The 26,440-nt window shown below is 42.7% G+C and carries 20 protein-coding genes; 16 read left to right on the top strand and 4 right to left on the bottom strand.

The window, feature by feature from the left end:
• Window positions 1-28: 28 nt before the first annotated feature.
• On the bottom strand, window positions 29-1,069 hold the full coding sequence (locus tag AC0YN7_RS01930) for a YkvI family membrane protein (protein ID WP_475808257.1): 1,041 nt from the start codon (window positions 1,067-1,069) through the stop codon (window positions 29-31).
• A 124-nt stretch (window positions 1,070-1,193) separates the two neighbouring features.
• Window positions 1,194-1,919, bottom strand: a complete 726-nt coding sequence (locus AC0YN7_RS01935; RefSeq protein WP_475808258.1) for a hypothetical protein — start codon at window positions 1,917-1,919, stop codon at window positions 1,194-1,196.
• Between the two features lie 231 nt (window positions 1,920-2,150).
• Between AC0YN7_RS01935 and AC0YN7_RS01940 the strand changes: the two genes are divergently transcribed.
• The 4 genes from AC0YN7_RS01940 to AC0YN7_RS01955 all read left to right on the top strand — a co-directional run bounded on the left by AC0YN7_RS01940 (window position 2,151) and on the right by AC0YN7_RS01955 (window position 3,918).
• Window positions 2,151-2,720 carry a xanthine phosphoribosyltransferase gene (locus AC0YN7_RS01940; protein WP_475808259.1) on the top strand — a complete coding sequence of 190 codons (570 nt, stop codon included), beginning with the start codon at window positions 2,151-2,153 and terminating at the stop codon, window positions 2,718-2,720.
• 83 nt (window positions 2,721-2,803) lie between these two features.
• Entirely contained in the window at window positions 2,804-3,124 is a 321-nt protein-coding gene (locus tag AC0YN7_RS01945) for a hypothetical protein (RefSeq protein ID WP_475808260.1), read from the top strand.
• A gap of 103 nt (window positions 3,125-3,227) precedes the next feature.
• Complete coding sequence (locus tag AC0YN7_RS01950) at window positions 3,228-3,452, top strand: hypothetical protein (RefSeq protein ID WP_475808261.1); 225 nt, start codon at window positions 3,228-3,230, stop codon at window positions 3,450-3,452.
• 82 nt (window positions 3,453-3,534) lie between these two features.
• A complete protein-coding gene (locus AC0YN7_RS01955; protein ID WP_475808262.1) occupies window positions 3,535-3,918 on the top strand; it encodes a TFIIB-type zinc ribbon-containing protein in 384 nt (127 codons plus the stop codon).
• 174 nt (window positions 3,919-4,092) lie between these two features.
• Here AC0YN7_RS01955 and AC0YN7_RS01960 read toward each other — a convergent pair whose 3' ends face one another.
• Window positions 4,093-4,263: a hypothetical protein gene (locus AC0YN7_RS01960; RefSeq protein ID WP_475808263.1), complete on the bottom strand. Its 171-nt coding sequence runs from the start codon at window positions 4,261-4,263 to the stop codon at window positions 4,093-4,095.
• A 334-nt stretch (window positions 4,264-4,597) separates the two neighbouring features.
• On the opposite strand from AC0YN7_RS01960, the gene AC0YN7_RS01965 reads away from it, so the two are divergent.
• Entirely contained in the window at window positions 4,598-6,352 is a 1,755-nt protein-coding gene (locus AC0YN7_RS01965; protein WP_475808264.1) for an ABC transporter ATP-binding protein, read from the top strand.
• Window positions 6,336-8,159 carry an ABC transporter ATP-binding protein gene (locus tag AC0YN7_RS01970; RefSeq protein WP_475808265.1) on the top strand — a complete coding sequence of 608 codons (1,824 nt, stop codon included), beginning with the start codon at window positions 6,336-6,338 and terminating at the stop codon, window positions 8,157-8,159. The genes AC0YN7_RS01965 and AC0YN7_RS01970 overlap by 17 nt, the downstream gene beginning before the upstream one ends.
• Before the next feature lie 75 nt (window positions 8,160-8,234).
• On the opposite strand, the gene AC0YN7_RS01975 is transcribed toward AC0YN7_RS01970, so the two are convergent.
• The gene (locus tag AC0YN7_RS01975) at window positions 8,235-9,425 is read right to left on the bottom strand and encodes an MFS transporter (RefSeq protein ID WP_475808266.1); all 1,191 of its coding nucleotides are present in this window, start codon (window positions 9,423-9,425) and stop codon (window positions 8,235-8,237) included.
• Between the two features lie 186 nt (window positions 9,426-9,611).
• Here AC0YN7_RS01975 and AC0YN7_RS01980 point away from each other — a divergent pair, with 186 nt between their 5' ends.
• The 10 genes from AC0YN7_RS01980 to AC0YN7_RS02025 all read left to right on the top strand — a co-directional run bounded on the left by AC0YN7_RS01980 (window position 9,612) and on the right by AC0YN7_RS02025 (window position 26,425).
• Entirely contained in the window at window positions 9,612-11,720 is a 2,109-nt protein-coding gene (locus AC0YN7_RS01980; protein WP_475808267.1) for a methyl-accepting chemotaxis protein, read from the top strand.
• Between the two features lie 296 nt (window positions 11,721-12,016).
• Window positions 12,017-13,126, top strand: a complete 1,110-nt coding sequence (locus AC0YN7_RS01985) for a GntR family transcriptional regulator (protein WP_475808268.1) — start codon at window positions 12,017-12,019, stop codon at window positions 13,124-13,126.
• 450 nt (window positions 13,127-13,576) lie between these two features.
• Window positions 13,577-14,947, top strand: coding sequence for an ABC transporter substrate-binding protein (locus AC0YN7_RS01990; protein WP_475808269.1), 1,371 nt, complete (start codon window positions 13,577-13,579; stop codon window positions 14,945-14,947).
• Between the two features lie 96 nt (window positions 14,948-15,043).
• Window positions 15,044-17,977 carry an extracellular solute-binding protein gene (locus AC0YN7_RS01995; protein WP_475808270.1) on the top strand — a complete coding sequence of 978 codons (2,934 nt, stop codon included), beginning with the start codon at window positions 15,044-15,046 and terminating at the stop codon, window positions 17,975-17,977.
• Between the two features lie 94 nt (window positions 17,978-18,071).
• The gene (locus tag AC0YN7_RS02000) at window positions 18,072-18,944 is read left to right on the top strand and encodes a carbohydrate ABC transporter permease (RefSeq protein ID WP_475808482.1); all 873 of its coding nucleotides are present in this window, start codon (window positions 18,072-18,074) and stop codon (window positions 18,942-18,944) included.
• Between the two features lie 5 nt (window positions 18,945-18,949).
• Window positions 18,950-19,819: a carbohydrate ABC transporter permease gene (locus AC0YN7_RS02005; protein ID WP_475808271.1), complete on the top strand. Its 870-nt coding sequence runs from the start codon at window positions 18,950-18,952 to the stop codon at window positions 19,817-19,819.
• 16 nt (window positions 19,820-19,835) lie between these two features.
• Entirely contained in the window at window positions 19,836-21,899 is a 2,064-nt protein-coding gene (locus AC0YN7_RS02010) for a YIP1 family protein (protein WP_475808272.1), read from the top strand.
• A 16-nt stretch (window positions 21,900-21,915) separates the two neighbouring features.
• Window positions 21,916-24,450: a DUF5696 domain-containing protein gene (locus tag AC0YN7_RS02015; protein WP_475808273.1), complete on the top strand. Its 2,535-nt coding sequence runs from the start codon at window positions 21,916-21,918 to the stop codon at window positions 24,448-24,450.
• Window positions 24,443-25,351: a carbohydrate ABC transporter permease gene (locus AC0YN7_RS02020; protein ID WP_475808274.1), complete on the top strand. Its 909-nt coding sequence runs from the start codon at window positions 24,443-24,445 to the stop codon at window positions 25,349-25,351. The genes AC0YN7_RS02015 and AC0YN7_RS02020 overlap by 8 nt, the downstream gene beginning before the upstream one ends.
• Window positions 25,352-25,468: 117 nt before the next feature.
• Window positions 25,469-26,425 carry a carbohydrate ABC transporter permease gene (locus tag AC0YN7_RS02025; RefSeq protein ID WP_475808275.1) on the top strand — a complete coding sequence of 319 codons (957 nt, stop codon included), beginning with the start codon at window positions 25,469-25,471 and terminating at the stop codon, window positions 26,423-26,425.
• Window positions 26,426-26,440 lie beyond the last annotated feature (15 nt).

The following is a 26,440-nucleotide window of genomic DNA, read 5'->3' on the forward strand; positions in this document are numbered from 1 at the left end:
TTAGCCGCTGTATTTGTTTTTCCCTTAGTCAGCGCTGTGCCACACGCTTACGAATGATGAGAACGAGCCAAGCCATGCTGATTACGCCAAATAACGGATAGAGCGTCCCAAGTAGCGTTCCAAAGCCGATTTGACTTGTGATATAACAAATGACGAGCACCAAAAAGGTTAATAGGCTGCGCGGCCATTTCAAGCGTTCTTGAAGCTGTAACGTAAGCCCGTAGATATCTGCGATGAGCGTTGTAAATATTTCGGCGAAAATAAGAAAGACATAGATGAGCTGAATGCTTTGACCAAGCTGCTTGGCAATTCCGCCCATCGGTATGGAATACTGCTGGATGTCAGGCATGTGAACCGATAAAGCGATATGACCTGCGAGCAGCATGAAGCCAATCCCGATACTGCCGACCCAAGACCCGGCGATGATAACCTTCCGATCTTGAATTTGCGAGCCGAGAGGCACGAGCACCGCTTGTGACATCGACAGGTTAAACGCGGTATATAGAAAGGGAGCGGCCCATGCCGCCCAAGGGGAATAGTCGCTCTTTAATGTCAAAAACTTATCCGCGCCCGGTGTTTGAAATGTATTAATGATAATAAATACGGTGAAAAGCAGCATGATAGGCACAACAATAGCATTAACCGTAAGTATCGCGTTCATCCCTTTGCGAAGAAAAAAATAACAAGCGGCCACAGTAATAAGCAAACCGGATTGATAGGATATATTCCAATGCTCATTAAAAATAGTGCCGGCTCCAGCTAGCATAACGGCAGTTACACCAAGTAGAATGACGAGCATGAAATGACTGATAAATCGTCCGTATTTATCTCCGAAGAGCGCCTTGTTTAAATCCTCGTAGGATTTGGCGCGGATCTCACTCGAAATGAGCATCATTTTTGTTCCGAGCCAGATGAACAGCGCCGTTGACAGCATAATCGTTAAAGAGCCCCAATAGCCAAACCTAGTAAAAAATTGTAAAATCTCTTGACCGGTGGCAAAGCCGGCTCCTACGATTGTTCCTATATAGGTCGAAGCTATTTGCAGTACCTTACCAAAACGTTTCCACATCGTCTTCCGTCCTCCGTTCGATAACCCATCTCTATTAAGATAGTATGTCCGAAGGAGGACAGGCATGACATTTTTACATAATGACTTCTTTTATTACATAAATGGTTGCCGATAAATTAGCAGTTCATTTACTTTGCTTCAGCAGCTTAATCGAAACGATCTGGTCATGCTCTGGATCTAAATCAAGCTTGAGAAATGCGCCCTCTGCAACGTATGTCAGCAAAAAGGTAGTTTGCGTTTTTGGCTTGCCCAGTGTCTTAATCGCTTGACTAGGTGTATCTCCGATTTTTAAGCTGCTTAAGCCGGTTGCAATTTCTTTGCCATAGACTTCTATGTAATGGATCGAGCTATTCTCGTTGATCCCAACCGCGAAGCCGTCATATTCAAGTACCTCAATCGTCTCTTCTTCCTCTTCAAGCTTATAACGATCCTTTTCCTTGCCAAAAAGTTTAATAACGCTTTTGGAACTATCGCCGATTGCCATACCGTTTAATTTAGGATGAGTCTGTGACCATTTTGAAGCATTGCTTTCGATTTCTACATTTGCTTTCCCTTCGTCACGAAAATTCGACAATTCCGCATTCGTGTCAGTCGTAGTATCTGCTTTATTAATATGAGGCTCCTGCGAGCTCGTATTGGCTTTATCTTCAATATAAGTTTTTTGAGGACTGTTGCCCTCATCCTCTATAGGCTCATTATTTACGCTCGTATAGTTCGAATAATTAGAATCAGGCACATCTGTCGGAGTCGTAATTGAGCTTTGACAGCTTGCTAGTAGGATGATCAGCAGCAGGGAAGCAATCACCGTTTGTACAGCTCTTGAGCTGTTTTTAATATATGGCTTCATCATTCATACTCCCTCCCGTTTAAGCCTGCCTTTAAATGTACGGCTTGTTTTATTCTCTCTAATTAAGACGTATAATAATAGGGGGAAGTTGCTCTTTTTTTGTTATTGATTTGAAAATATTACCTATAGAGACAATCATTTATTTTGATTATTAAAGATGTGTTTGTTATGGTTGCACTTTTTGCCTGACCTATGGTACGTTAACCAAAAGGATTTTCGTGGAGGTTATGAAAGATGGATAGATTAAAACAACGTATTTTGGAAGAATCATCTGTATTGTCTGATAATGTGCTTCGGATGGACACTCTGCTCAATCAGCAGGTGGATCCAGCCTTGACTATGGAAATGGGACAAGAGTTCGCTAAACGTTTTGTAGAAGATAAAATTACGAAGGTGATAACGGTTGAGTCATCGGGTATTCCTTCTGCTTTTGCTACTGCTTACACGCTCGGAGTACCGCTAGTATTTGCCCGTCGCAAAAAAACATTGCTTGCTGATCCGGATGCCTACTGCGAGCGAGTGCCTTCATTTACAAAAGGAATGGTAACTGATATTTTGGTATCCAAGCAGTTTTTAAGCAAGGATGATCGCGTGCTGTTCATTGACGATATTATTGCAAACGGCGATGCTGCGCGCGGACTTATAAAAATTATTGAGCAATCTGGCGCTACGCTGGTAGGTCTTGGAATTGTAGTGGAGAAATCGTTCCAAGCAGGCGCTAGATCATTAAGGGAACAGGGGATTAGAGTAGAACCGCTCGTGCGAATCTCATCATTGGATAATGGTGAAATTACATTTGAGTAAACTATTCCAGAGCAAATACCCTTTTCCCAACCGACATTATCGCTTATAATAATACAGAAGTGATAGAGGGGGAGGCACAAGTTATGGGGGAAATGTCTGCTGATTTTATGTATGCTAAGCTGACTGATGCTAAAATTCATTTTGAACGCGCACTAGATTGCAAACATACGGAATTTGATGATTTATATCCTTATATGATTGAGCACCCGCAGTTTTTCTGGTACAAACGTTATGTAGCTTGGTCTGAGCTGCTCACTATTGTGAAGCTGTCCGAGGAATTGTCTATTGAATGGCGTGAGCAATTTACAGATCGACAAGGCGATTATATTAGTAAGCGTGTGATGTCATCGCGCGTTCTTGATGAATGGTATGAAACGAATGACGCGAAAGAGCATGCTGGCTAGTATTATATAGACGCTTTTGCCACTTAGCGAAGTGAACCTCAATGATTAGCGCGAGCAATCATTGAGGTTTTTCAAAATATAAGCAGAGGCAGGAGTGTATGAATTGATTAGCGAAGAGCAATTGGACCAGTTCCGTTTAAGCGGTGAGTCTGTCAGAGTAGTTAGGGACGCGATTGAAAAAAACGACGTGGTTGGGATCGTTGTCGCATGGGATGATTCGACTGTTGTCATTCGCAGGCCAAATCGTCGTGTTGTGAAAGTTAGCCGCGAACATAGCTATACCTTTGCTTCGGAGGAACGTATCAATCCCTTTGAGGATGCTACATAGAGTATACGGTTTGAAACAATCGTAACCGATCAACTAGATAGATCAATTGTTTCTAATCTTCAATACCTAAGGAGTGATTCAAATGAAATGTCCAGTATGTGATAACGTGCGTATGCGTGAGGTTGTTAAGGATGACGTTCTTATTGATGTATGTCCCGATTGTAAAGGGGTATGGCTTGATCGAGGAGAGCTGGATAAGCTGATGCAAGGCGTACGCAATTTGCAGCAAGACGTAGAACGTATGGAGCAGCAGGTAAACGATATTCCGACCTTTACACCACAAGCGCAGCCACAACAGCAACAGTCACCACAACAGCAGCATCCACCCTTCCAGTCTCAAGGCTTTGGACAACAGAGTTATGGCCAACAAAGCTATGGCTACGATAAGCACGGTTACGATAAATACGGTCGTCCTTATAAGAAGAAGAAGACCGTTTTGGACGTCTTTGGAGATTTATTTGATTAATTATGATTAAGAACGTAAACCATTATGCAAGAGCCTCAATCCTTATGGGACTGAGGCTCTTGTTATGTAATCACTTGAGCAGAAATCTGTTCCTTTTTAATCACATATACGACTCGATCTTTTTTTATAAAGGCTGCTTTCCTGTCATGAACGGTAGAGCAGCCTTGTTGTTACTTAAACTTCATCTTTGGGGATACCATTTAAACTTGGGACATAATCGGCAGCTTTATTGCTTGTCAACGACTGAGCTTCTTCAGTGAAGTGAGCGTTATTTTGTTGATTGTCTTTCTTATCAGCACGATTATCTGCGCGGTCCATTTTTGAATCAGCGTTATTTTTGGGCATGACATACACCTCCATCTTCTCACATCTAGTATGAGAAGAAGGTTTGCATTTTATCCCAGACGTTAAGAACTATCGACTAATCGAGCCGCAACAAAATAGGTTTCAACTTCGTATTTTGGTGAATGGACTGTTCATAATTAGCAGAGTTAATAATTCATTGGCGATCAACCACTAAATGGAAAAAGGTGTATAATGGGGAAAACAGCACAAATCAGAACAAGGCTCATCGCGATGGAATCAGATCAGGGCGGTCTACTACTCATCGCTAGTTTGTTGAAGGCGTGGAACCGGACGGGTCTTGTGGAGTAAATAACGGATAGGAAGTGATATTCTTTTGAAGTCACAGAGGCTGTTGGTCGATTTTTTTAAAGAGACATGGCATATTTATTTTTTTTCGATTTTGTTTCATTTAATAGCGAATAGCATTAATGTGCAATTTCCTAGGGTGCTCGGCGACTTTACCAATGCTCTTGAGACGGGAAAATTATCAAAGTCATCTGTAGTGAATTACAGCTGGTTATTACTCGGAATTGGGGCAGGCTTTGCCCTTATTGGGGGCTTAGCGCAATATTTGGTCATGTATGTCGGTCGATTATTCGAGTTTATGACACGTAGAAGGCTATTCAATCATTTCACTGAATTAAGTGAAAGCTTCTATTCGAAAAATGGCGTAGGCAAACTGCTCAGTTACTTTATGAATGACGTGACCTCAGTTCGGGAATCGATCTCGATGGGTGTCAATCAGACGGCCGGGGCGACTATCCTGTTGATTGCTACGGTCACGATGCTGCTGCTTAGCGATATTCCTGTCTACTTAATTATCGCTTGTATCATTCCTCTGCTTCTCATTCCAATTATCGTCGTAAAATTTGGTCCTGTAATCCGTAAGCGCTCGCTAAAGGTTCAGGAGTCGCTTGGCGTTATGACGGAGTCGGCTGAGGAGCAGTTCGGCGGTATTCGTGTAACCAAAAAATTCGCAGTAGAATCGATTATGAATCGCAGATTCGGTGAGACGGTCGACCATATTCGTGACAATCAGCTGAATCTGGTACGTGTCTCTTCCTTCTTTCAAGCACTAATCCCGTTTCTGGGCTCGGTGTCGCTTATTATAGGGCTAACGCTAGGAGGCTATTTGACGATCAAGAATCAAATGTCGCTAGGGAGTTTTGTCGCACTTATGTTTTATATTCGGATGCTTATGAATCCTCTGCAGCAAATTGGCAACGTTATTAACACGATGCAGCGGTCACGAGCTTCACTGGAAAGGCTGAATGAATTGTTAAGCAAGAAGCCGGATATTAAGCAGCTTAAGGATGCACTTGCTCTCGATTTCCGACATGCCGGCATACACATTCATAATCTATCTTTTTCTTATGAGGATACCAACAAAGAAGCGCTTCGAAATATCAGCCTGGACATCAAGTCTGGAACGACAGTTGGCATCGTTGGAAGAACGGGCAGCGGCAAGACAACGTTAATGAAGCTGCTGCTGCGCACGTATGACCCTCCACCAGGAACAATTTGGTTCGATGAGACGGATATACGGGATCTGACTTTAGAAAGCTTACGCAATCAGATTGCTTATGTGCCGCAGGATGGCTTTCTGTTCAGCACAACGATTAGGGAGAACATCGCCTTTTATCGGCGGGATGCAGCGCTTGATGAGGTAGAAGAGGCAGCTAAGCAAGCGCAGATCTACAACAATATTATTGATTTTCCTAATCGATTTGAGACGAAGCTCGGAGAGCGTGGCGTGACGTTGTCAGGTGGACAAAGACAGCGAACCAGTCTGGCGAGAGGCATTATCAAGCAGTCACCTGTTATGATTCTTGATGATAGCGTAAGCGCTGTTGATGCCGTTACCGAGACCGATATTATTGAATCCATCCGTGCAAGCAGAAAAGGGATGACGACGATTTTGATCGCGCATCGAATTAGCGCGTTGAAGCATGCCGATGAAATTATCGTGATGGATGAGGGAGAGATCGTTCAGCGAGGCACACATGAGCAATTGCTCGGGCAGCAGGGACTTTATGCCACGCTCCACTCGATTCAAGAGGAGGGAAGTCAACATGCCGCAGGCCATTAAAAATTGGCAATTGGATCAGAAGGCGGATCTTAATGGACCAGCCGCCAAGCCCAAATATATTTCTACCTTTCGAGTGTTATCAAAGTATATCAAGCCGCATCGATTAGCGTTTATTGGTGTGTTCTTCAGTACGATTATTGCAATCGCGGCAGAGCTGCTTCAGCCCTTTCTTGTGAAAATCGCAATCGATGACAATCTAATGGCTGGCAAAAACTATAGTGGGTTACTCGTTATTGGCGGCGTATATTTATTACTGTCATTACTGAGCCTGCTATTTACTTATATACAAAATAATTTATTGCAATACGCGGGACAAAGCATCGTTGCTAAAATTCGCAAACAGCTGTTTGAGCATATTTCGAAGCTGTCGATGTCCTATTTTGACAAGGTGCCAAGCGGCAGTCTCATTACTCACGTATCTAGTGATACAGAAGCTTTGAATCAGTTCTTTAACCAAGTGCTGTTAAGCTTGCTTCGAGACGGGATGACACTCATCTTCATTATTGTGCTTATGTTCCAGCTGGATGTTTCGTTAACGCTGTATTGTTTAATTTTACTGCCGATTATCGCGTTGATCGCTATTGGATTTCGATCGTACATGCGTAAAACTTATCAAATGGCTCGAACTCGTCTCTCTCGTCTCGTAGCGTTTGTAGCGGAAAATTTATCAGGCATGAACCTGATTCAAGTGTTTCATCAAGAGCGGGAGCAGGGAAAGCAATTCACTGAGCGTAACAATTCCTATTTTCAGGCCAATGTGCGGGAGATCCGCACGAACGTGCTGTTTAATCGATCCTTTGAAATTTTGAGTAATATATCGATCGCATTAGTAATCTGGCTTGGTGGATCGGCTGTACTTGATTCTGCGATAGAGTTTGGCGTACTGTATGCATTTATTACCTATATTCGCCAGTTTTTTCAACCGATTAATACGATAACTCAGCAGTGGAATACACTGCAGGCGGCTTCAGTCGCGGTGAACCGGATCTGGGGCATTTTTGCGATAGCGCCAGATGTGAAGGATAATTCGATAACAAAAGAAATGACGGTATCGGATGTAGAAGGACGGATTGATTTCAATCAGGTTTCCTTTGCCTATACTCCTGAAAGTCCGGTTATTCGTAATCTGGACCTTCATATTCAAGCAGGGGAAATGATCGGCATCGTAGGTACGACCGGAGCAGGCAAGAGCTCGCTAATTAGCTTGTTATGCCGTTTTTATGATGTGCAGCAGGGCAGCGTGCTTATTGATGGAATGGATATTCGAGAATTACCGCAAGCTTCTCTTCATCGAATAGTTGGTCTTGTGCAGCAGGAGCCATATTTATACTCGGGTTCGATCCTTGATAATGTACGATTGTTCGATGAGACAATCTCGAGGGAATCGGTTATACGAGCATGTGAATTTGTTGGTGCGGATACGTTGATTTTGCAAATGAAAAATGGCTACGACTCTAGACTCTCTGAACGAGGCAGTGGTTTATCTGCTGGGGAGCGACAGCTTATCTCGTTCGCTAGAATTATCGTGTTTGAGCCCAAAATACTAATTTTGGACGAGGCGACAGCTAATCTCGACTCACATACGGAACAGCTTATTCAATCAGCACTTCAGCTTGTTTCGGTAGGAAGAACAACACTAGTTATTGCTCATCGATTGTCAACGATCATGCAGGCGAACCGCATTTTGGTCATGAAGAAGGGTGAGATTATCGAATCTGGTACACATACCGAGCTGCTAGAGCATGGAGGCTATTATGAGGAAATGTACCGCCACTCGCAGGGGAGCGCGATGACAGAGGCTGGATAAGCGCATCCGAGTTACAAACAAATAAAAGGGTTGAACAGGATCAAACACCTGTTCAACCCTTTTTACTTCTTCAAACTACGAGGATGCTTGTTTTGATACGGACGATTTTCGATTACCGACTTTCCAGAAAACCAAACCGAATAGCACCATACATAGAAGCGCTATGATCGAATTGTACATAAACACCCGGCGAATTCCAAAGTTTGTAGTTGCGATGCCTCCGGCAAAGCTTCCGATGATACGCGCAACGCCCAGATTCATAAGTCCGTTGAACGTTTGACCGCTCGCTTTTAACTCCTTAGGCACTTCTTGATTGATGTAAGTTGCCATCGTTACAGAAAGAACGATAAAAATAAGGCCGTGCAGCGCTTGTACAGGAAGCACCCAAAGCGGTGCGTCGATGAAGGAAAACAGATACCATCGCAGTGCGGTTGCCGCGGCGGCGCCTAATAATATAAAAGGAATTTTCACACGCTTGAATATTTTATCAGCAAATAATAGAAAGGGGACCTCGCTGAGTGATGAAATAACCATAGACCACCCAAGCATAACGTTATCTCCGCCTAGGTCCTTAAAATACATCGGGAAAAACGAATAATAAAAACCAAGGGTAATCTGAAGTATAAAATTTATTCCGAAATAAAGCATTAACATCCGGTTTCGAAACAGTACAAAAAATGATAGTTTCCGGCCTTGAGATTGATGACCTTCAACCTTCGGGAATTTTAACACTAGCAGGAAGGAGACCACTATAATGCTAGAGTAAACCGCAAACAAGGAGCCTATATGATTTTTGGAAATGATACCGAACACAAGAGACATCACAGCAAATCCGATTGTACCTCCCAAACGTATATGCCCAAAGCTGCCTGATTTTTTTTTGTCCAATACTTCTAAAGTAATTGTGTCACTGATGGCAAAGATAGAGGTCTGGAAAAATGTGAAAATGCAAATCATCAGTAAAAGATAAGCAAATTGGTTCGACAAGGGATACAAAATCATCGTAATTCCACTGCCCGCCAGTAAAATAAGTAGGATGATGTTTTTTGTTTTAGCCCGGTCGCCGAGTGAGCCCCAGAGCGGCTGAGCCAGAATGGCAACGAAAGGTCCAAAACTAAGCAATGTTCCAATTTGTATAGCAGAGAAGCCGATATCCTGGAAATAGACAGGTAGGAATGTTCCGTACACCGCATTGCCGGCATAAATAAACACGTAGAATAACAAAAAGTAATTCAAATTGGCCTTAAAAGCATTACTATTTTTCATCCAAACACTCACCTTTAAACGAATCGTTATGATTTAGCATTATACGGAATTTTATTACAAAAGGATAGAGTAATCATCAACAATCTTTTGATTGAAATAGTTAAAAAGATGTAGGTATATATACCTATAATTTATTTGTGGTATTTTGTCGATTAATGTCATATCAAACTAGATGGAGTTGAGCATATGGCATTGTATAGAAAGCTTTCGTTAACAGTAAAATTTATAGCAGTAGTGGGTGTATTCATTGGGATTGTATTTGTCTCTATTTTGCTAATAAATCTTCAACAGTTAAGGGAAATAAGCATAAATGATGGAGAGCTTACAGCACAAATAGCGGGTAAGGATTATGCTAAACAATTTGAAAATACAGTTATTCGCATGAATACATTACTGAACACTTTATCTGAAATGATGCTCGAGACAACAAAACATCAAAAACTCTCTCGTGAGGATGTTGTTTCTTTACTGAAGGGGGTGCTGGAGCAGCATCCAGAGGCATTGGCAATCTCTACACTTTGGGAGCCTAATGCATTTGATAATAATGATCGGTCGAATGTGAATAAGACACAGTATGACGATGGGTCTGGCCGATTTATTCCTTATGTCGTTCGCGAAGGCGATAAAATAGTTGTTGAGCCTTTGAAGAACTATGAGACAGCAGGCGAAGGCGATTACTATCTAATACCAAGATCAAGTAAGCAGCTTACATACATGGAGCCCTATTCTTACGAAGTAGCAGGAAAAGAGATCCAAATGATGTCTGTCATCCAGCCGATATTGGATGAATCTGGTAAATTCCTTGGAATTATCGGGATAGATCTTTCAATGGAATATTTGCAGGCGGAAGCAAAAAAGTATAAGCCGCTTGGCGGATATGTTTCTCTTATAACTGCCAGCGGGATGTACGCGGCTAATCCAAATGATCTTGAGTCTGTTCTTCAGCACTACGGTAATTCTCCGGAAAAGGCTTCATTGTGGGAACAAGTGAAAAGCGGGAAAACGTTAAAGGGTTATACGAAGAATTCCAATGGAGTTCAAGTACTACGAACCTTCGAGCCAATATTAATGCCTGGCAGTGAGCAGATCTGGTATACGCAAGCATCGGTTGATAAAGAGACGATTTTGGAGAAGTATACGCAAGCCAAGCTCGAGGCTATTATCTCGGCGGTTGCAGCGATGCTTGTATTAGCAGTAATCATGTTTTTACTCATCTGGAGGATGGTTGTGACGCCTCTTCGAATATTAACAGAGAAGCTGCAGCTAATGGCGCAAGGTGATCTGACTCAGCAATTGCAGGTCCGTACAGGTGATGAGTTTGGAAAAATGTCTGGTCATTTCAACGAAATGACAGACAAGCTACGAGGGATGTTCGCGCTCGTAGCGGATTTATCGATGGCAGTTGGAGCGACCTCCCAGCAGTTAACGGCTAGTGCCGAGCAGACTGGGAAAGCGGCTGAGACTATTGCGGTTTCTATTGCTCGTGTAGCTGAAGGAGCTCAACATCAGAATGATTATGCGTCAGAATCTTCTCAAGCGATGAATGAAATGACGCTTGGCGTGCAGCGTATTGCTGATTCCTCGTCAACCGTATCGGAATCGACCCATGAGGTTGCCGAGCAAACGAAACAGGGAAGTATTCAGCTTCAAGAGGCTGTTTCGCAGATGGCAGAGCTTGAGCGTTCGGTAGAGGAGACGGGAAATGCGATTGTACGGTTAGGTGAAAGGTCTGTAGAAATCGGTGGGATGATTGAACTAATAACGAATATTAGTACACAAACTAACCTCCTTGCACTAAACGCGGCAATCGAAGCATCAAGAGTCGGTGAGCATGGCAGAGGTTTTGCTGTTGTTGCTGCGGAGATCCGCAAGCTGGCAGATCAAACGAAAAATGCGGCGGTACAAGTAACTGGGCTCGTAGAGCATGTACGTATCGATACGAATAAAGCTTCTCAGGCTATGACGGTAGGCAGTGAGAAGGTACAGCAAGGGGTTAGGAGTGTAACGGAAAGCGGTGTTCTATTCGAATCTATCCGTGATGAAATAAACCTAGTAAATGGACAGATTCAAGAGGTGTCCGCTGCAGCACAAGAAATGACGGCTAGTACGGAGCAAATTTCAGCGAGCGTTTCCCAGCTTGCGGATCTAGCATCGGAGGCCTCGTCTGATTCTCAGAACGTTGCAGCAGCCTCTGAGGAGCAGCTTGCCTCCATGGAGGAAATTTCCTCTTCAGCCGAAGCGCTGAGCAATATGGTGCAGGAGCTGCTGGAGAAGCTGTCTTATTTTAAAATATAAGACGATCTTATAGTAATAGAACTAGGTGAGTTAACATTAATCTGATATAATAGAACCAGATGATAGGGCTTCGTTGATTATACTATAGGACTGTTGGAGTGAAAAAAAGGGATGAAGATTGTCTTTGGACTAATCGCATTCCCTTTTTCACATAAAGCTAAGCTTATTTAATTTAGTATGTTAATGATTATAACAATAATGGTTGTTTGAAGCTGACTTGCATGGTCTGACTTTTCACACTCTAGATAATTTGATATACTTAATTTACGATGAACAAAGTAGAAAAGAGGCTAGTCATGCCGAAAGATGCCAGACCGCTGTATAGTAGAATATATAAGGATCTGAAAAACAAGATTGAATCAGGGGAATATAAGGTGGAAGAACAGCTTCCAACTGAAAATGATCTCGCTGAGATGCACGGAGTAAGCAGAATCACTTCAAAACGCGCACTTATAGAGTTGGAACGTGACGGGTTGATCTATCGAAAAAGAGGAAGCGGCAGCTTTGTCAAAAAAATAGACAACCGTACGCCGCCGTCAATCTCAGAGAGTATGATTATCTCGATGATTTTGCCATATGCGGTTTCGAATGGTTTGTTAGCTTATATTCATGGCGCGACGGAGTACCTGGACGATAAGGGGTACTATCTAACGATCCATTCGAGCAACTGGAGCACTGAAAAAGAGAAAGAGCTCATATATAGTCTGCCTAAGCGCGGTATCTCGGGCATTATACTATACCCAGTCAGTACATTAAAAAATCTTGATGCTGTATATTCGCTGTACATGAACGGACAGCCGATAGTGACAATCGACCAGTATTATGACAATGTTCCTGTAGGAAGTGTAACGTCTAATAATTTCAAAGGCGGTTACATGGCTACATCTAAGCTAATTGAACTAGGGCATAGGTCTATTGCCTTTATATCAAGCATTAATCTGCAATATAGAACCTCCGTCAGGGATCGATTTTACGGTTATTGCAAAGCGCTAAAGGATGCGGGTATACCAATTGATGGAGAAATCGTCATTGACGATTTTGTGGAAATATATGAATCGCCAGGAAAATTGGAGTTCATTCAATCGCTAATAGATCGTTTGCTCGAGAAGGGTGTTACTGCGATTCAAGCCGAACATGATCATTTGGCTGTAGACCTTGTACGTACAGCTATTGAACGGAACGTATTGGTGCCGAAAGAGCTGTCTATTGTAGGTTTCGATAACCACGAGATTTCCGCAAACATCGAAATACCAATTACGACAATCACACAAAATTTTTATGAAATAGGCAAGCAAGCAGCTGCGATGCTTGTGGATCAGATTAATAATGGAATCGTCCAGAAGCAAAACAAATTAGAGATTGAAGTGGAATGGGTCGGTAGGCAAACAACTGGTCCTGCCAGTTAGGGCAAAGCTTTTTTTAGGCATTGCTGGATTGGACGCCTTTAGTTTAATTATTTGATTTACCTATACATTTGCTAGTACCCGCTGAGAAGCGGGTATTTTTTTGTTTCAACTGAACGCTATAGACAGCGTTGTTGCGTGACTTATAGATAGGTTTAGGGTCTATTTTTGATGTGGTTAAAAGTATACCAAATGTTAATGAGTAAAAATATGTTATGCCAACATATTTACAGAAAACAACAAAGCGAATATAATGGGATAAATTCCCCGCCGGTTGTTATACCTAATTATTCTAGCGGGGTACGCATTAGTTTTTCCATATGGAGAAGATGGAAAGGACAACACTATGTGAATGCGCTTACATGTTGGAGGTGAATCGAGGCAAGGAAAGGCAAGGCAAGGGCTGTTCATTTGAAGTGCATTCTAAATTCCATTTAAAAAAGGGGTAATCGTATGCAAAAATTTAAAGCGCTTAATTTACTTTCTATCATCCTTGTTTTAGTACTTGTTTTCACAGGTTGCAGCAGCAATAGCGGGGGTAAAGGGGAAGAGGCTCCTACGAATGCTCCAACAGCAACAGCGGCACCAGAAGAAACGAAAGTTCCTGAAGAAGAAGTTATAGACATGGGCGGTAAGCCGATCAAGATTGCGGCATGGTGGAACGCTGACCCGCGTGCAGTTGCAGAAGCGGATCGCGATGCTTATAACCAAAAAGAGATTGAAGTTATTGAACAGGTTGAGAAGAAATACAATACAAAAATTGAGTTTGTAACACTCGACTACAACCAATACGTTGAGCAATTCACTACAACATCGTTAGCAGGTGATCCCTTTGCAGACATCGTTCGCATGGAATTGTTCTGGGCGTTCCCGAAGCTTGTAAAAGACGGCTTCATAGCTCCATTTGAGGATTACATTACGATCGACAAAGATAAGGTACCGGCTTGGATGATTGAAGGCGGTACGTATGATGGCAAACAATATGGACTTACAGAGAGCTCCCCTTCAGGTTTTGGGGTATGGTATAACAAAACATTATTCCAAAAGCTAGGTCTTGAAGATCCTTATGAACTGCAGAAAAAGGGTGAATGGACTTGGGATAAATTCGCTGAAGTCGCGAAAAACGCTACGAAAGATTCGGATGGCGACGGTAAACTGGATACAGTTGGTTTGAGCGCTGGACATCAAGATCTTTACAATATGTATGTTTATTCGAACAACGCTTCGGTAGATGTAGCGGAAGACGGTTCTTCGAAAGTTTCGATTGACAGCCCGAACGCGATGGAAGCTGCACAAGCGTTCTATGACTTGTACAATACTCACAAAGCGGTTGATACAGCCGGCCAGAAATTTGTGGATGGCAAAGTAGCAATGACGCTTCATTTCACGTGGGAAGTTGACAACTTTAAGAAAAACATGACGGACGAGATTGGCTTTGTGTTCTTCCCGAAAGGCCCGAAAGCAGAGAAATATACAACTTTTACGCCGTTTGGAAACATGTGGACTGTAGCGAAAATGTCCAAAAATGCGGAAGTGGCTGCTAAAGTAATGGATGAACTAACATTGTGGAGAACAGTTTATCCAGATGTTCAGGAGATGGTCAATGAATCGCAGCAAGCAACATATCCTTCTGCTGAAATTGTAGACACCGTAAGAGAAATGGCGAAAAATGTAGAGTACATGAGTTACAACGTTTTACCAGGAGCTGGTACTATTCTTACTGAAGCTACTAAGAATATGGCTGAAGGAAAAGAAACACCTGCTACGGCAATTGAGAAGATTAAGCCGCTGCTGGAATCTGCAATGAAGCAAATTTTGGAGTAACTCTGAAGTAAGTATCATTTAACGCTCTCATACGATGCACCTTCATGCCATTGTGCTGAAGGTGCACGTGTAAGAGGACGGAGAGGGGAGCTTCAATTGCGCCAGTCATTCAACATTAAAAAATATGTAGCGATCTGCTGTTCAGCAGCGTTGACCATAGGTTTATTGGCGATTGCGCCGCCGACATCAAGCATTGAGGCAGAAGAGAAGACTGTCGAGACGGGTGAATCATCACTGGCGATCGAGGAGACGTTTAGTGCAAACGGATATGACCGATATCTCGATGGATACATAAATGAGGCCAAACCAAAGCAAGTCATTCGAGTTGAAGCTGAACATTATGAGAAAGTTGAAGGAATGGAAGCTGCGCCATTTGAGGATGGTAGCGGGAAAAACGGAAGTGCCGTGCTTGCAGATGAGTCAGGCACAATTAGCTGGAAGCTCGAAGTGAAAAACGCGGGGCTCTACAACATCAAACTACGTTACTTCAATATATCGGGGAAAAATTCGGATATTGAGCGAGAGCTTCGAATTGATGGGCGTACGCCGTTCGCAGAGGCGAACAGTGTTTTTTTGCAAAGAGCTTGGAAGAGTGAAACTAGTGAAATTAAACGAGATAATCGCGGTAACGACATTCGTCCAGATCAAGCCGAAGTGTCAATCTGGCAAGAAGCTACACTTCGCGATATAACTGGTTATTATGAAGAGCCTTATTATTTTTATTTAAGTGAAGGCATTCATACTCTGTCATTAACCTCATTGAAAGAGCCAGTAGTTATTGATTGGATCGAATTATTTCAGACGGAGCAGAAGATTGATTATAAGGATCAATTGGACGTATATAAGCAGAACGGCTATAAGGAAGTTTCCAATGCTTTCATCAAATTGCAAGCTGAGGACGCTGTACTAAAGTCGAGCTCGACACTATATCCGATTATGGACCGTTCGCCTACTTCAGAGCCTTATCATGCCTCGAAAATGCGCATGAATGCGATTGGCGGCACGAATTGGAGAATGCCTGGTCAGTGGGTAGAGTGGGAAATTGAAGTACCCGAAACTGGTTTATATCAAATAGCGATGAAAAGTAAACAAACGGCAAATAGAGGACTTTCATCAACAAGGTCATTATACGTTGACGGGAAGATTCCATTTAAAGAAGCTAGTAGGCTTTCATTCGATTATAGTGGTGATTGGCAAATGAAAGTAGTTGGCTCGGAAAAGAAGGAGCCCTATTTATTCTATTTAACGGAGGGGAAACACCGTCTGCGGATGGAAGTCACGCTCGGAGAGCTTGCTCCGATATTACGGACTGTAGAATCCAGTGTGTTAGGGCTGAATTCACTTTACCGTAAAATCATTAGCTTTACCGGTGTGGTACCGGATCCATTCCGGGACTATCAATTAGAGAAACGGATACCTGAGTTAATAGACGAGTTGGTTCAACAAAGTAAGACGATTAAAGAGGTTGCTGCGTTACTTCAAGGTTTTGACGGTAAAGCGAGCGAACGGACAGCGTTGCTTCAAACAATATCGTACCAATTGGATGATATGGCGAAAAATCCGGATTCGATTCCGTTGCGTCTGGAGTCTCTCAAGACGAATGTAGGTGCGCTCAGCACATGGATGATGCAGGCGAAGGAACAGCCGCTCGCTTTGGATTATCTTCTTGTCACGTCACCTGGCGCAGATTTGCCGAGAGCGAAAGCGACTTTTTTCCAAAAGATTGTCCATGAGAGCACATCATTCTTCTCGTCTTTCTTCGAGGATTACAGCAGCATCAGTACAGCAGAAAATGAAAATGGAAAAGAAGCTATTTCTGTATGGGTACTATCAGGACGAGACCAAGCTCAAACTATAAAGAAAATGATCGACAATGATTTTACATCGGAGACGGGCGTTCCGATTAATCTTCAGCTTGTATCCGCTAATGTGCTGCTATCCGCAACGCTTGCAGGTAAAGGTCCAGACGTGGCGATACAGGTGGGTAATGATGTTCCGGTAAACTTTGCGATGCGCGGTGCGCTCCAGGATTTATCCGTATTCGAAGATTTTAATGAAGTAATTAAACGGTTCCAACCGAGTGCGATGGTTCCCTATCAGTATTTAGGCAAATATTTCGCACTGCCAGAACAGCAAATATTTCCAGTTCTGTTCTATCGAGAAGATATTCTGGGTGAACTTGGGCTAAAAGTTCCTGATACGTGGCAAGACGTTTATAACATGATCCCGGTGCTGCAAAAGAATAACTTGCAGTTCGGTATGCCGCAGACTTCGCTTGATGCAGCTGCAGTAACTGATCAGATGCCGCCAAATCCGGCCTATACGATGATGCTGAATCAGAGCGACGGTGAATTGTACCAAAATGACGGAAAAATCAGTGGGCTAGATACCGAGGTATCCATTCAAGCGTTCCGAAAGTGGACTGAATTGTATGCGAACTATAAGCTGCCGATTACGTTTGACTTCCCGAACCGATTTAGAACCGGGGAAATGCCTATAGGTATTGCAGATTACTCTACATATAACAATTTAAGTGTCAGTGCACCGGAGATCCGAGGCTTATGGGATTTTGCTCCAGTACCAGGCGTTCGCATGGATAATGGAGAGGTGCGCCGTGAAGCTCCAGGTCGCGGATTCGGTGCCGTCATGTTTAAAGGTACTGAGAATAAGGAAGATGCATGGGAGTTTATTAAGTGGTGGACGGCAAAAGAGGCCCAGGTAGATTTTGGTCTTGAGATGGAAGGATTGCTGGGTATATCCGCTCGTTACCCTACCGCCAATATTGAGGCGCTCCAGGAGTTGCCTTGGCCAACAGCCGACTTAAAGAAACTGATCAATCAATGGAACTGGGTAAGGGGAATTCCGGAAGTTCCGGGAGGATACTTTACAGGCAGACATTTAGACAACGCTTTCCGAAGAGTTGTTTTACAGGGGGATGACCCAAGGGAGACGATTGATCAATACGTTCGGTTTATTAATGAAGAAATTACAATCAAACGAAAAGAATTCGGGCTTCCAATAGAGAAATGAGGGGATTCTAATTCAAAGCACAACTCGTGAACGTTCCGCAGTGAACGCGCAGCCCCAGCAAAAGCCGACGAAGCTGAAAACTTTATTACAAGAAATGAAGTTAAATAAGCATTCGTATATTTTATTGGCGCCGTTTTTTATTATTTTTTTCCTATTTACTGCGTTTCCGGTCGTTATGTCTCTATCGCTAAGCTTTACGAACTTCAATATGCTTGAATTTCCGCGTTGGACCGGATGGGACAATTATGTACGGTTATTCGTCAAGGATGATGTGTTCCTAATCGCTTTAAAAAATACATTTTTATTCGCAGCGATTACAGGTCCTCTCAGTTATGTCGCATGCTTTATTTTCGCATGGCTCATTAATGAGTTACCTCCGAAGATTCGGGCTCTCATTACGCTAATTTTATACGCTCCGTCCATTGCAGGAAACGCGTTTATGATTTGGCAAATTATGTTTAATGGAGACTCGTATGGGTACTTCAATTCATTCTTAATGCAGTGGGGCGTTATATCGGAGCCGATTCTTTGGCTTCAAGATCCTAAGTATATGCTTGGAATTGTTATGCTCGTTCAGCTTTGGTTAAGCTTGGGAACCGCTTTCCTTGCCTTTATTGCTGGTCTCCAGGGCATTAATCAGACGTTGTTTGAGGCAGGAGCTATTGATGGGATTCGAAACCGCTGGCAGGAGCTTTGGTTTATCACGCTTCCATCCATGAGGCCGCAGCTCATGTTTGGAGCGGTAATCCAAATAACGACCTCGTTCGCGGTTGCCGAGGTAAGTATGTCTCTGACGGGTTTCCCAAGTACGGATTATGCAGCGCATACCATTGTTACGCATCTTATGGACTATGGTACCATCCGTTTTGAGATGGGATACGCATCAGCTATAGCCACTGTACTGTTTGGGCTTATGATTGGTATGAATCTTATAACTCAGCGGCTTTTAAAGAAAGTGGGTGAATAAGCACAATGTTTCTACGGTGGTTGTTGCCTAAGCGTATAAATCGTTCTATCAGTGTAGACATTTTACTTTTTCTAATGATCGGTTCTGTAGCTGCCTTCATGGCCTTGCCGCTTGTCTTTGCCATTAGCAACGCATTTAAGCCTATGGATGAAATTTTCGTGTTTCCACCACGGTTTTTTGTTAGAAATCCGACGTTGGAAAACTTTTTTGACTTGTTGCATCTGTTTAGTGATTCATGGATCCCGTTTTCACGATACTTATTCAATACGTTTTTCGTTGCAGTAGTAGGAACGTTTGGCCACGTCATTTTAGCGTCGGCAGCAGCTTATCCGCTCGCGAAACATAATTTCCCGGGAAAAGGTTTATTGTTTAGCATCGTCGTTCTGTCACTGATGTTCTCGCCTCATGTTACGTCAATTCCGAACTACATGACGATGTCATGGATGGGGTTAATCGATAGCTATAGCGCGTTAATAATACCTGCATTCGGGTTTTCGCTGGGCTTGTATTTAATGAAGCAATTTATGGATCAAATTCCAGATACGTTGATTGAGGCAGCGAAAATCGATGGAGCATCCGAGTACCGGATTTTCTGGACGATCGTTATGCCGATGGTTAAACCAGCTTGGCTTACGCTAGTTTTGTTTTCATTTCAAAGATTGTGGGCTGCAAATGCTGGAGCTCAAACGTTTATTTATAGTGAGCAGTTGAAGACGATGGATTATGCGTTCAGTCAAATCGTTCAAGGCGGTATCGCCAGAACGGGAGTATTTGCAGCTGTGACTTTTCTAATGATGATGGTCCCAATCTGTGTATTCATTTTGACTCAAAGCAATGTCATGCAAACCATGTCGACCTCGGGCATGAAGGATTAAGAGGGAGGGCAACGTTTTGAGAATAAAAGGTATTCTTGGGGTCCTCATTGCCCTGCTGCTATGTTCAGCTTTTCCAACAGCATCATTCGCTTCTACAGATACAGGATACACTTATTCCTATGATTTTGAGGCTCGCCCTGCACCGGTGCCGTATTTATCGTCAAGAACGATCGACGGCGTGCAGTTGAATGTTGGTGCGTTTCGTTCACCTAGTGATATTTTCATCGATAAGGACGGAGCTTTGTACATTGCTGATACTGGTAATCACAGAATCATTATCGTGGATCAGGATACTAAGCAAGCCAAAGTAATCGATGGGTTCCAAAATAAAGGTGTTGAAGACCATTTTAAAGAGCCGCAAGGCGTGTTTGTAGACTCGGAGAATGGACATATATTTGTATCGGATACATTAAATCGACGGATCGTCGAATTGACCGAGGACGGAAGCCTTGTTCATGTTGTTGAAGAGCCGAAGTCATCACTCATCCGCAACAACTTTCAATTCGCACCTACTAAGCTTGTGCTCGATAAAGCTAAGCGAATGTATGTTGTCAGCAAGGGATCGTATGAAGGACTAATGGAATTTGATGGGGACGGAAAATTTACAGGGTTTATCGGTACAAACCGAGTGATGTTTAATCCGATTGATCTTCTCTGGAAAAAGATTTCAACGCAAGAGCAGCGGGAACAAATGATTTTGTTCGTGCCGCTCGAGTTTAATAACGTCGATATTGATGATGATGGGTTTATGTACACCACTACATCTGAAGTCGGTTCGAACGAGCCTGTTAAACGATTGAATCCATCAGGGGTCGATATTTTGCGACGAGAAGGATTTCATCCGCCTAAGGGTGATATTCTAACTACGCAAACCGGAAGTGTTAAAGGTGGCTCAACATTTATCGATGTAGTATCCGAACGGGCGGGAATTTATAACGCTCTCGACTCAAAGCGAGGCCGGATTTTCACCTATGATAAAGATGGTCAATTGTTGTACCAGTTTGGTGGAATCGGCAGTCAGCTTGGGAGGTTTAAAGCTCCATCGGCGATTGACTCGTTCGAGGACAACATCTATGTCTCGGACCGGATACTTGGAACGATCACTGTTTTTGAACCGACTATTTATGGTAAAGCAATTCGCGAAGCTGTCCTTTCTCATTACGACGGAAAGATGGAGCAAGCTGCTGAAGCATGGAGTAAAACGCTTCAACTAAATCGAAATAATGAGATCGCTTATATCGGAATAGGGAAAGCGTTGTTAAAGCAGGACCGTTACGTAGAAGCGATGGCCCAGTTTGAACTCGGAAACGATCGGAACTATTATTCGGAGGCATTCAAACGTAACCGTGAACTGTGGTTGGAAAGAAATTTCGGTTATCTTGTAGCAGTCATTGCATTGGTCACTGCTGCTATACTGCTTGTTAGAAGAAGGTTCATATCAGCAACTACGGCTAATTATACGGATAGAGGAGTATGGAAAAACCCGTTCTACACAGCTGTTCATCCTTTTGATGGATTCTGGGAAATGAAATATGAGCAAAAGGGCAGGGTCAGAATTGCCTTGGGCATACTGATCGGACTTTTTGTTACGATCATTATAAAACGGCAGTTCAGTGGGTTTATAGTGAACTACAATGATCTCGCTGAATTTAATAGTTTTGATGAATTGAAATTTGTGGTGCTTCCATTTATTCTATGGTGCGTGGCCAACTGGTCGTTAACGACACTTATGGAAGGTGAAGGTTCCTTCAAAGATATCATCATGGCAACCGGGTATGCACTTCTTCCTTTAATTATCATTTATTTACCGCAGGTTGCACTCAGCCATGTCGTGACTGTGGAAGAAAGCACTTTCTATTACTTACTAAATACAGTTGCAATGTTATGGACAATATGGCTATTGTTTGTAGGCACGATGACGGTGCATCAATATACGCCAGGTAAAACGATAGTTACGATGCTTCTTACGCTTGTAATGATCGGTATCATTTTATTCTTATCTTTATTGCTATTCAGTGTAGTGCAGCAAATGCTTTCCTTCATAACATCCATATACAATGAAATCATATTCCGCATATGAAAGAGGGGGGAATAGCGTGAAAAAAAACGGAATTATGCTATTAGCCGCCTGTATCCTAGTGCTCGGGGTTGTAATCGGGGGATATTTGAACCATAAAAACACCGATTCCAATCAAAAAGAAACGCTTGCCGATTCAGTGGATTCTCAAGATGACGCAGCAACAAAATTAGTCTCCTTAACAGGCACAGCGATGGAAAACGGTATGATTGAAGCGGCACAAAATAAAGCGCTTTCTCTCTACATTCATCCGGGAACGACCGAGATTGCCGTACTAGATAGGGCATCAAATGAAATGTGGTACTCGAATCCTCAAGATTTGAAGTCCAATGAGAAGATTACGCCGCTTTATCAATCTTTGTTGGCGTCACAGCTGAAGCTTTCCTATTTTAACGAAAAGGGACAAGTCAGCACGTTTAATAGTTTTGACGACAGTGTGAGTAAAGGGCAATTTGAAATCGGAAAAGTCGACAAAGGTGTAAAAGTTATCTACACGCTTGGTACTGTAGTCAAAGGTCTCGATGTCATTCCGCTCGCAATTAGCGAGAAACGCTTTAATGAGGAAATCATTCAGAAAATTGAAGATGAGAAGACTCAAAAAAGTTTAACTTATAAATTTGCCTTTAATAAAGAGAAAAAAGTCTACACACCTAGAGTGATGCAACCTTTCGTAGTAGAGGAAGTAGCAGGTATATTACAGTCAATCGGGTATACCAGTGAAGATGCTGCTCAAGATAATAAGGAAAACGGATTCGAAAACATTTCGACAGCGAAATCGATTCAATTCAAGGTTTCGGTTGTCTACTCTTTGGAAGAGGATCGTCTTGTCGTATCTGTACCAACGAATGAGCTCGAATATCCCACAAAATTTCCAATTCTTTCACTTAATGTATTGGAATACTTCGGCGCCGCAGGCTTGAAAGATCAAGGTTATATGTTTGTACCTGACGGTTCCGGTGCACTTATTCAGCTCAATAACGGGAAAACGGCGGCAGATCCTTATAAAGCATCTGTTTATGGTGAAGATTCTGCGATCATTCTAAAAGAGAAGTTGCAATCGAATATGCCGGTCCGTATGCCTGTCTTCGGAATGGTCAAAGAAGGTCATGCTCTGATGGGAGTAATTGAAGAGGCAGATGCATTTGCAAGCATAACGGCAGATGTAAGCGGCCGAAATCATACTTATAATTATGTGTCGCCTCAATTCAATCTGATGGTTGCTGACCAAATTTCACTGACCTCCGGTAAAGATACAAGCGCAATCCCAGTATTTCAATCCCGTATTTATGAGGGAGATCTTAAGATCAGCTATAGCTTTCTGAATGGTGAGTCAGCTTCTTATTCAGGTATGGCGAAGCTTTACAGGGAAAGACTTGCGGACCAGTACGGATGGGAGAAAATTTCTACAGACACAAAACTTCCATTTGTATTGCAGGTTGAAGGAGCATTTCCTCGGAAGCAATCGTTTCTCGGCGTTCCATACGAAAGCGTTGAGACTTTAACGAAATACAAGGAAGCGACTGAAATCTCTGAGCAATTGTTGCAAGAGGGTATCTCGAATATTCATCTTCGCTACTCTGGATGGTTTAACGGAGGTATACGGCACGAGTCTCCGAAAGACATTAAATTGGACTCGAAGCTCGGTGGGGCTCGCGAGTTTGAGAAGCTAAAGAAATTTTCGAATGATAACGGCATTACGTTATACCCTGATGTTGCTTTCTTGAAAAAGTATAAAGGCTCATCAGATGTGGCAATGTTTTTGAACAAGAAGAAAGCCAAGGTGTTTGAATATCATCCCGTTTATTATTCGGAGGACAAAAGCCGCTTCTTGAACTATGTTCTCTCACCTTTGGCTCTTGAGCCTACTGTTGAAGCTTTCTCTAAGAAGTACAAGGATCTCGGTGTAACAGGATTATCGTTACGAGACCTTGCTGCTGACCTGAGTTCGGACTTTACAATCGAAGGGATGGTCGATCGGCAACAGTCGAGAAACTTAGCTGAGCAGCAGACGGAAAAATTAGGATCGAGTGTGGATCAAATCATGGTCTCAGGTGGAAACGTGTATGCGGCATCTTATGCCGATATCGTCGTTGAAGCTCCTCTCCAAAGCAGTAGGTATATGATTATTGATCAGGATGTTCCGTTTTATTCCATGGTGTTGAATGGCTATATCGATACAGCAGGACAACCCTGGAATATGAATATGGAATCCGGACGTCAAAAGCTGCTAAAGGCTTTAGAGACAGGTTCATCTGTATACTATGATTGGTTTTATGCAGAGCCTTCTGTTGTGAAAGATACAAAGTACGATTACCTATTCTCTGGCTACTATAAGGATTGGTTGAACGAAGCTTCAGCGTTATATGAAGAAGCGAATGGTGTATTGCAAAGTGTAAGAGGGCAAACCATTCTAACTCATGAGAAGCTCGCGGAAGAAGTATATCAAACAACTTACGAGAATGGATTTAAGATTATAGTAAACTACGGAAATCAAGCGGCCGCAATTGACGGAATTCAAATTGATGCTGAAGGTTACTGGGCGGGGGGTGGCTAAATTGTTAAAGAAAAGGTTATCGTTGGAACAAAAAAAAGCATGGTACGGTGTGTTATTTTCGACACCGTGGCTGATTGGGTTTGCCTTTTTGTTTCTAATCCCGTTGATCCAGTCCTTTCGGTACAGTATCAGCACATTAAAACTTGCATCAGGCGGCTTTGTAACTGAATATGAAGGTCTTGCAAACTTTAAGGCTTTACTATTTACTCACCCGACGTTCAACAGGGAAATAGTGGCGGCAGTAAGCAAGATGCTGGTCAATGTGCCGATCATTATTATTTTCAGTTTATTCGCAGCTGTTCTTTTAAATCAGAAGTTTAAAGGACGTACGTTGGCTCGCGCAATTTTCTTTCTCCCCGTCATTATAGCTTCTTCTGCTATAGCGGGAATAGAATCGAATAATTTCATTGCTAACATTATGCAATCTGCGAGTGGCGCAACCGAAGAAGGAGGCAGCTTCCTCCAAAGCTTTGAGCTGGAGAAGATGCTGCTTGAATCGGGTATGGGCAAAGGCTTCGTCTTTTATTTAACGAGTGCAGTGGATCGGATTTATGAAATTATTAGCTCATCCGGTGTGCAAATCTTAATTTTCCTAGCGTCGCTTCAATCCATCTCTCCTTCTTTGTATGAATCTGCGAAGATGGAAGGCGCAACGGGTTACGAAATCTTTTGGAAAATTACGTTTCCTATGATGTCACCGCTAATTTTGACGAACACCGTTTATTCGGTTATCGATTCATTCAACAATAACAGTATGAGCGGGTTGATCTCGAAGACTGCATTTGCACAATTCGAATTCGGTCAAAGCGCGGCTATGTCATGGATCTATTTCTTAATCATCTCCTTGCTATTGTTAATCATTGGCTGGATCATCTCTAAGAAAGTATTTTACTACGATTAATTCAAATATAAGAATTTATAAGTTTCACTCTTATAATATGCTTATAATTCAACGCGGAACGAGCTTTGCCGCCAAAACGGCGACAGCCGTTTACGCTTGGATAGGGAGGTGTGGGCTATGCAAACGAGATTGCAATCGATTCAGAAGTCGATTAATAATAGGAATCCTTTAGAATTCGTCAAGCGATGGACTTGGATCGCATTTCGAGGGCTGCTGGTCACAGGTTTGTGTTTTATTATTCTTTATCCCCTTTTTCAGAAATTATCTGTTGTGTTCCGTGACAAGGCAGACATGTATGACCCAACGGTACTATGGATTCCTAGAAATTTTACGATGGAAAATGTGATGATAGCAATGGAAAACATGAATTATTGGGTTGCTTTCAAAAACACATTTATCATCTCGACGGGTACGACTATCCTGCAGGTGCTGTCATGTGGTCTAGTCGCGTATGCGTTCGCTCGCTTGCGTTATTGGGGCAGTGAGGTGCTGTTTTTCCTAGTCATCTTCTCTATTATTGTTCCGCCTCAAACCTTGATGATCCCTACGTATTTAACGTACCGCTACTTTGATTTCTTCGGTATTCTTGGCTGGTTCGGTAAGGATGGTATCAATTTGATTGATACGGTATGGCCTTTCATAATGTCTTCATCATTTGCTGCAGGATTGAAGAATGGTCTGTACATCTTTATTTTCCGCCAATTTTTCCGGGCGATTCCGAAGGAGCTTGAAGAAGCGGCTTATGTGGATGGCAGCGGGATCGGGGCTACATTCTTTCGCATAATTTTGCCGAATGCGGTATCTGCGATCATTACAGTCGTCTTATTCTCGTTCGTATGGCAATGGAATGACAGCTATTTCGTGTCGCTCTTCTTCAATAAAGAGCCGGTGCTCTCAACACAAGTGTCTGCTTTAACGGCGGAAATCTTTCAAAACGTTACTGGCGAACCTCTGTATGTGTCGATGATCTTAAATACTGGAACGCTGCTTGTTTTGGCTCCATTGATTATTATGTATATTTTCGCACAACGATATTTCGTTGAAGGTGTAGAACGAACAGGTATTGTTGGATAACAAGGTGAAACGGCT

The organism is Paenibacillus sp. J31R122 (assembly GCF_056269185.1).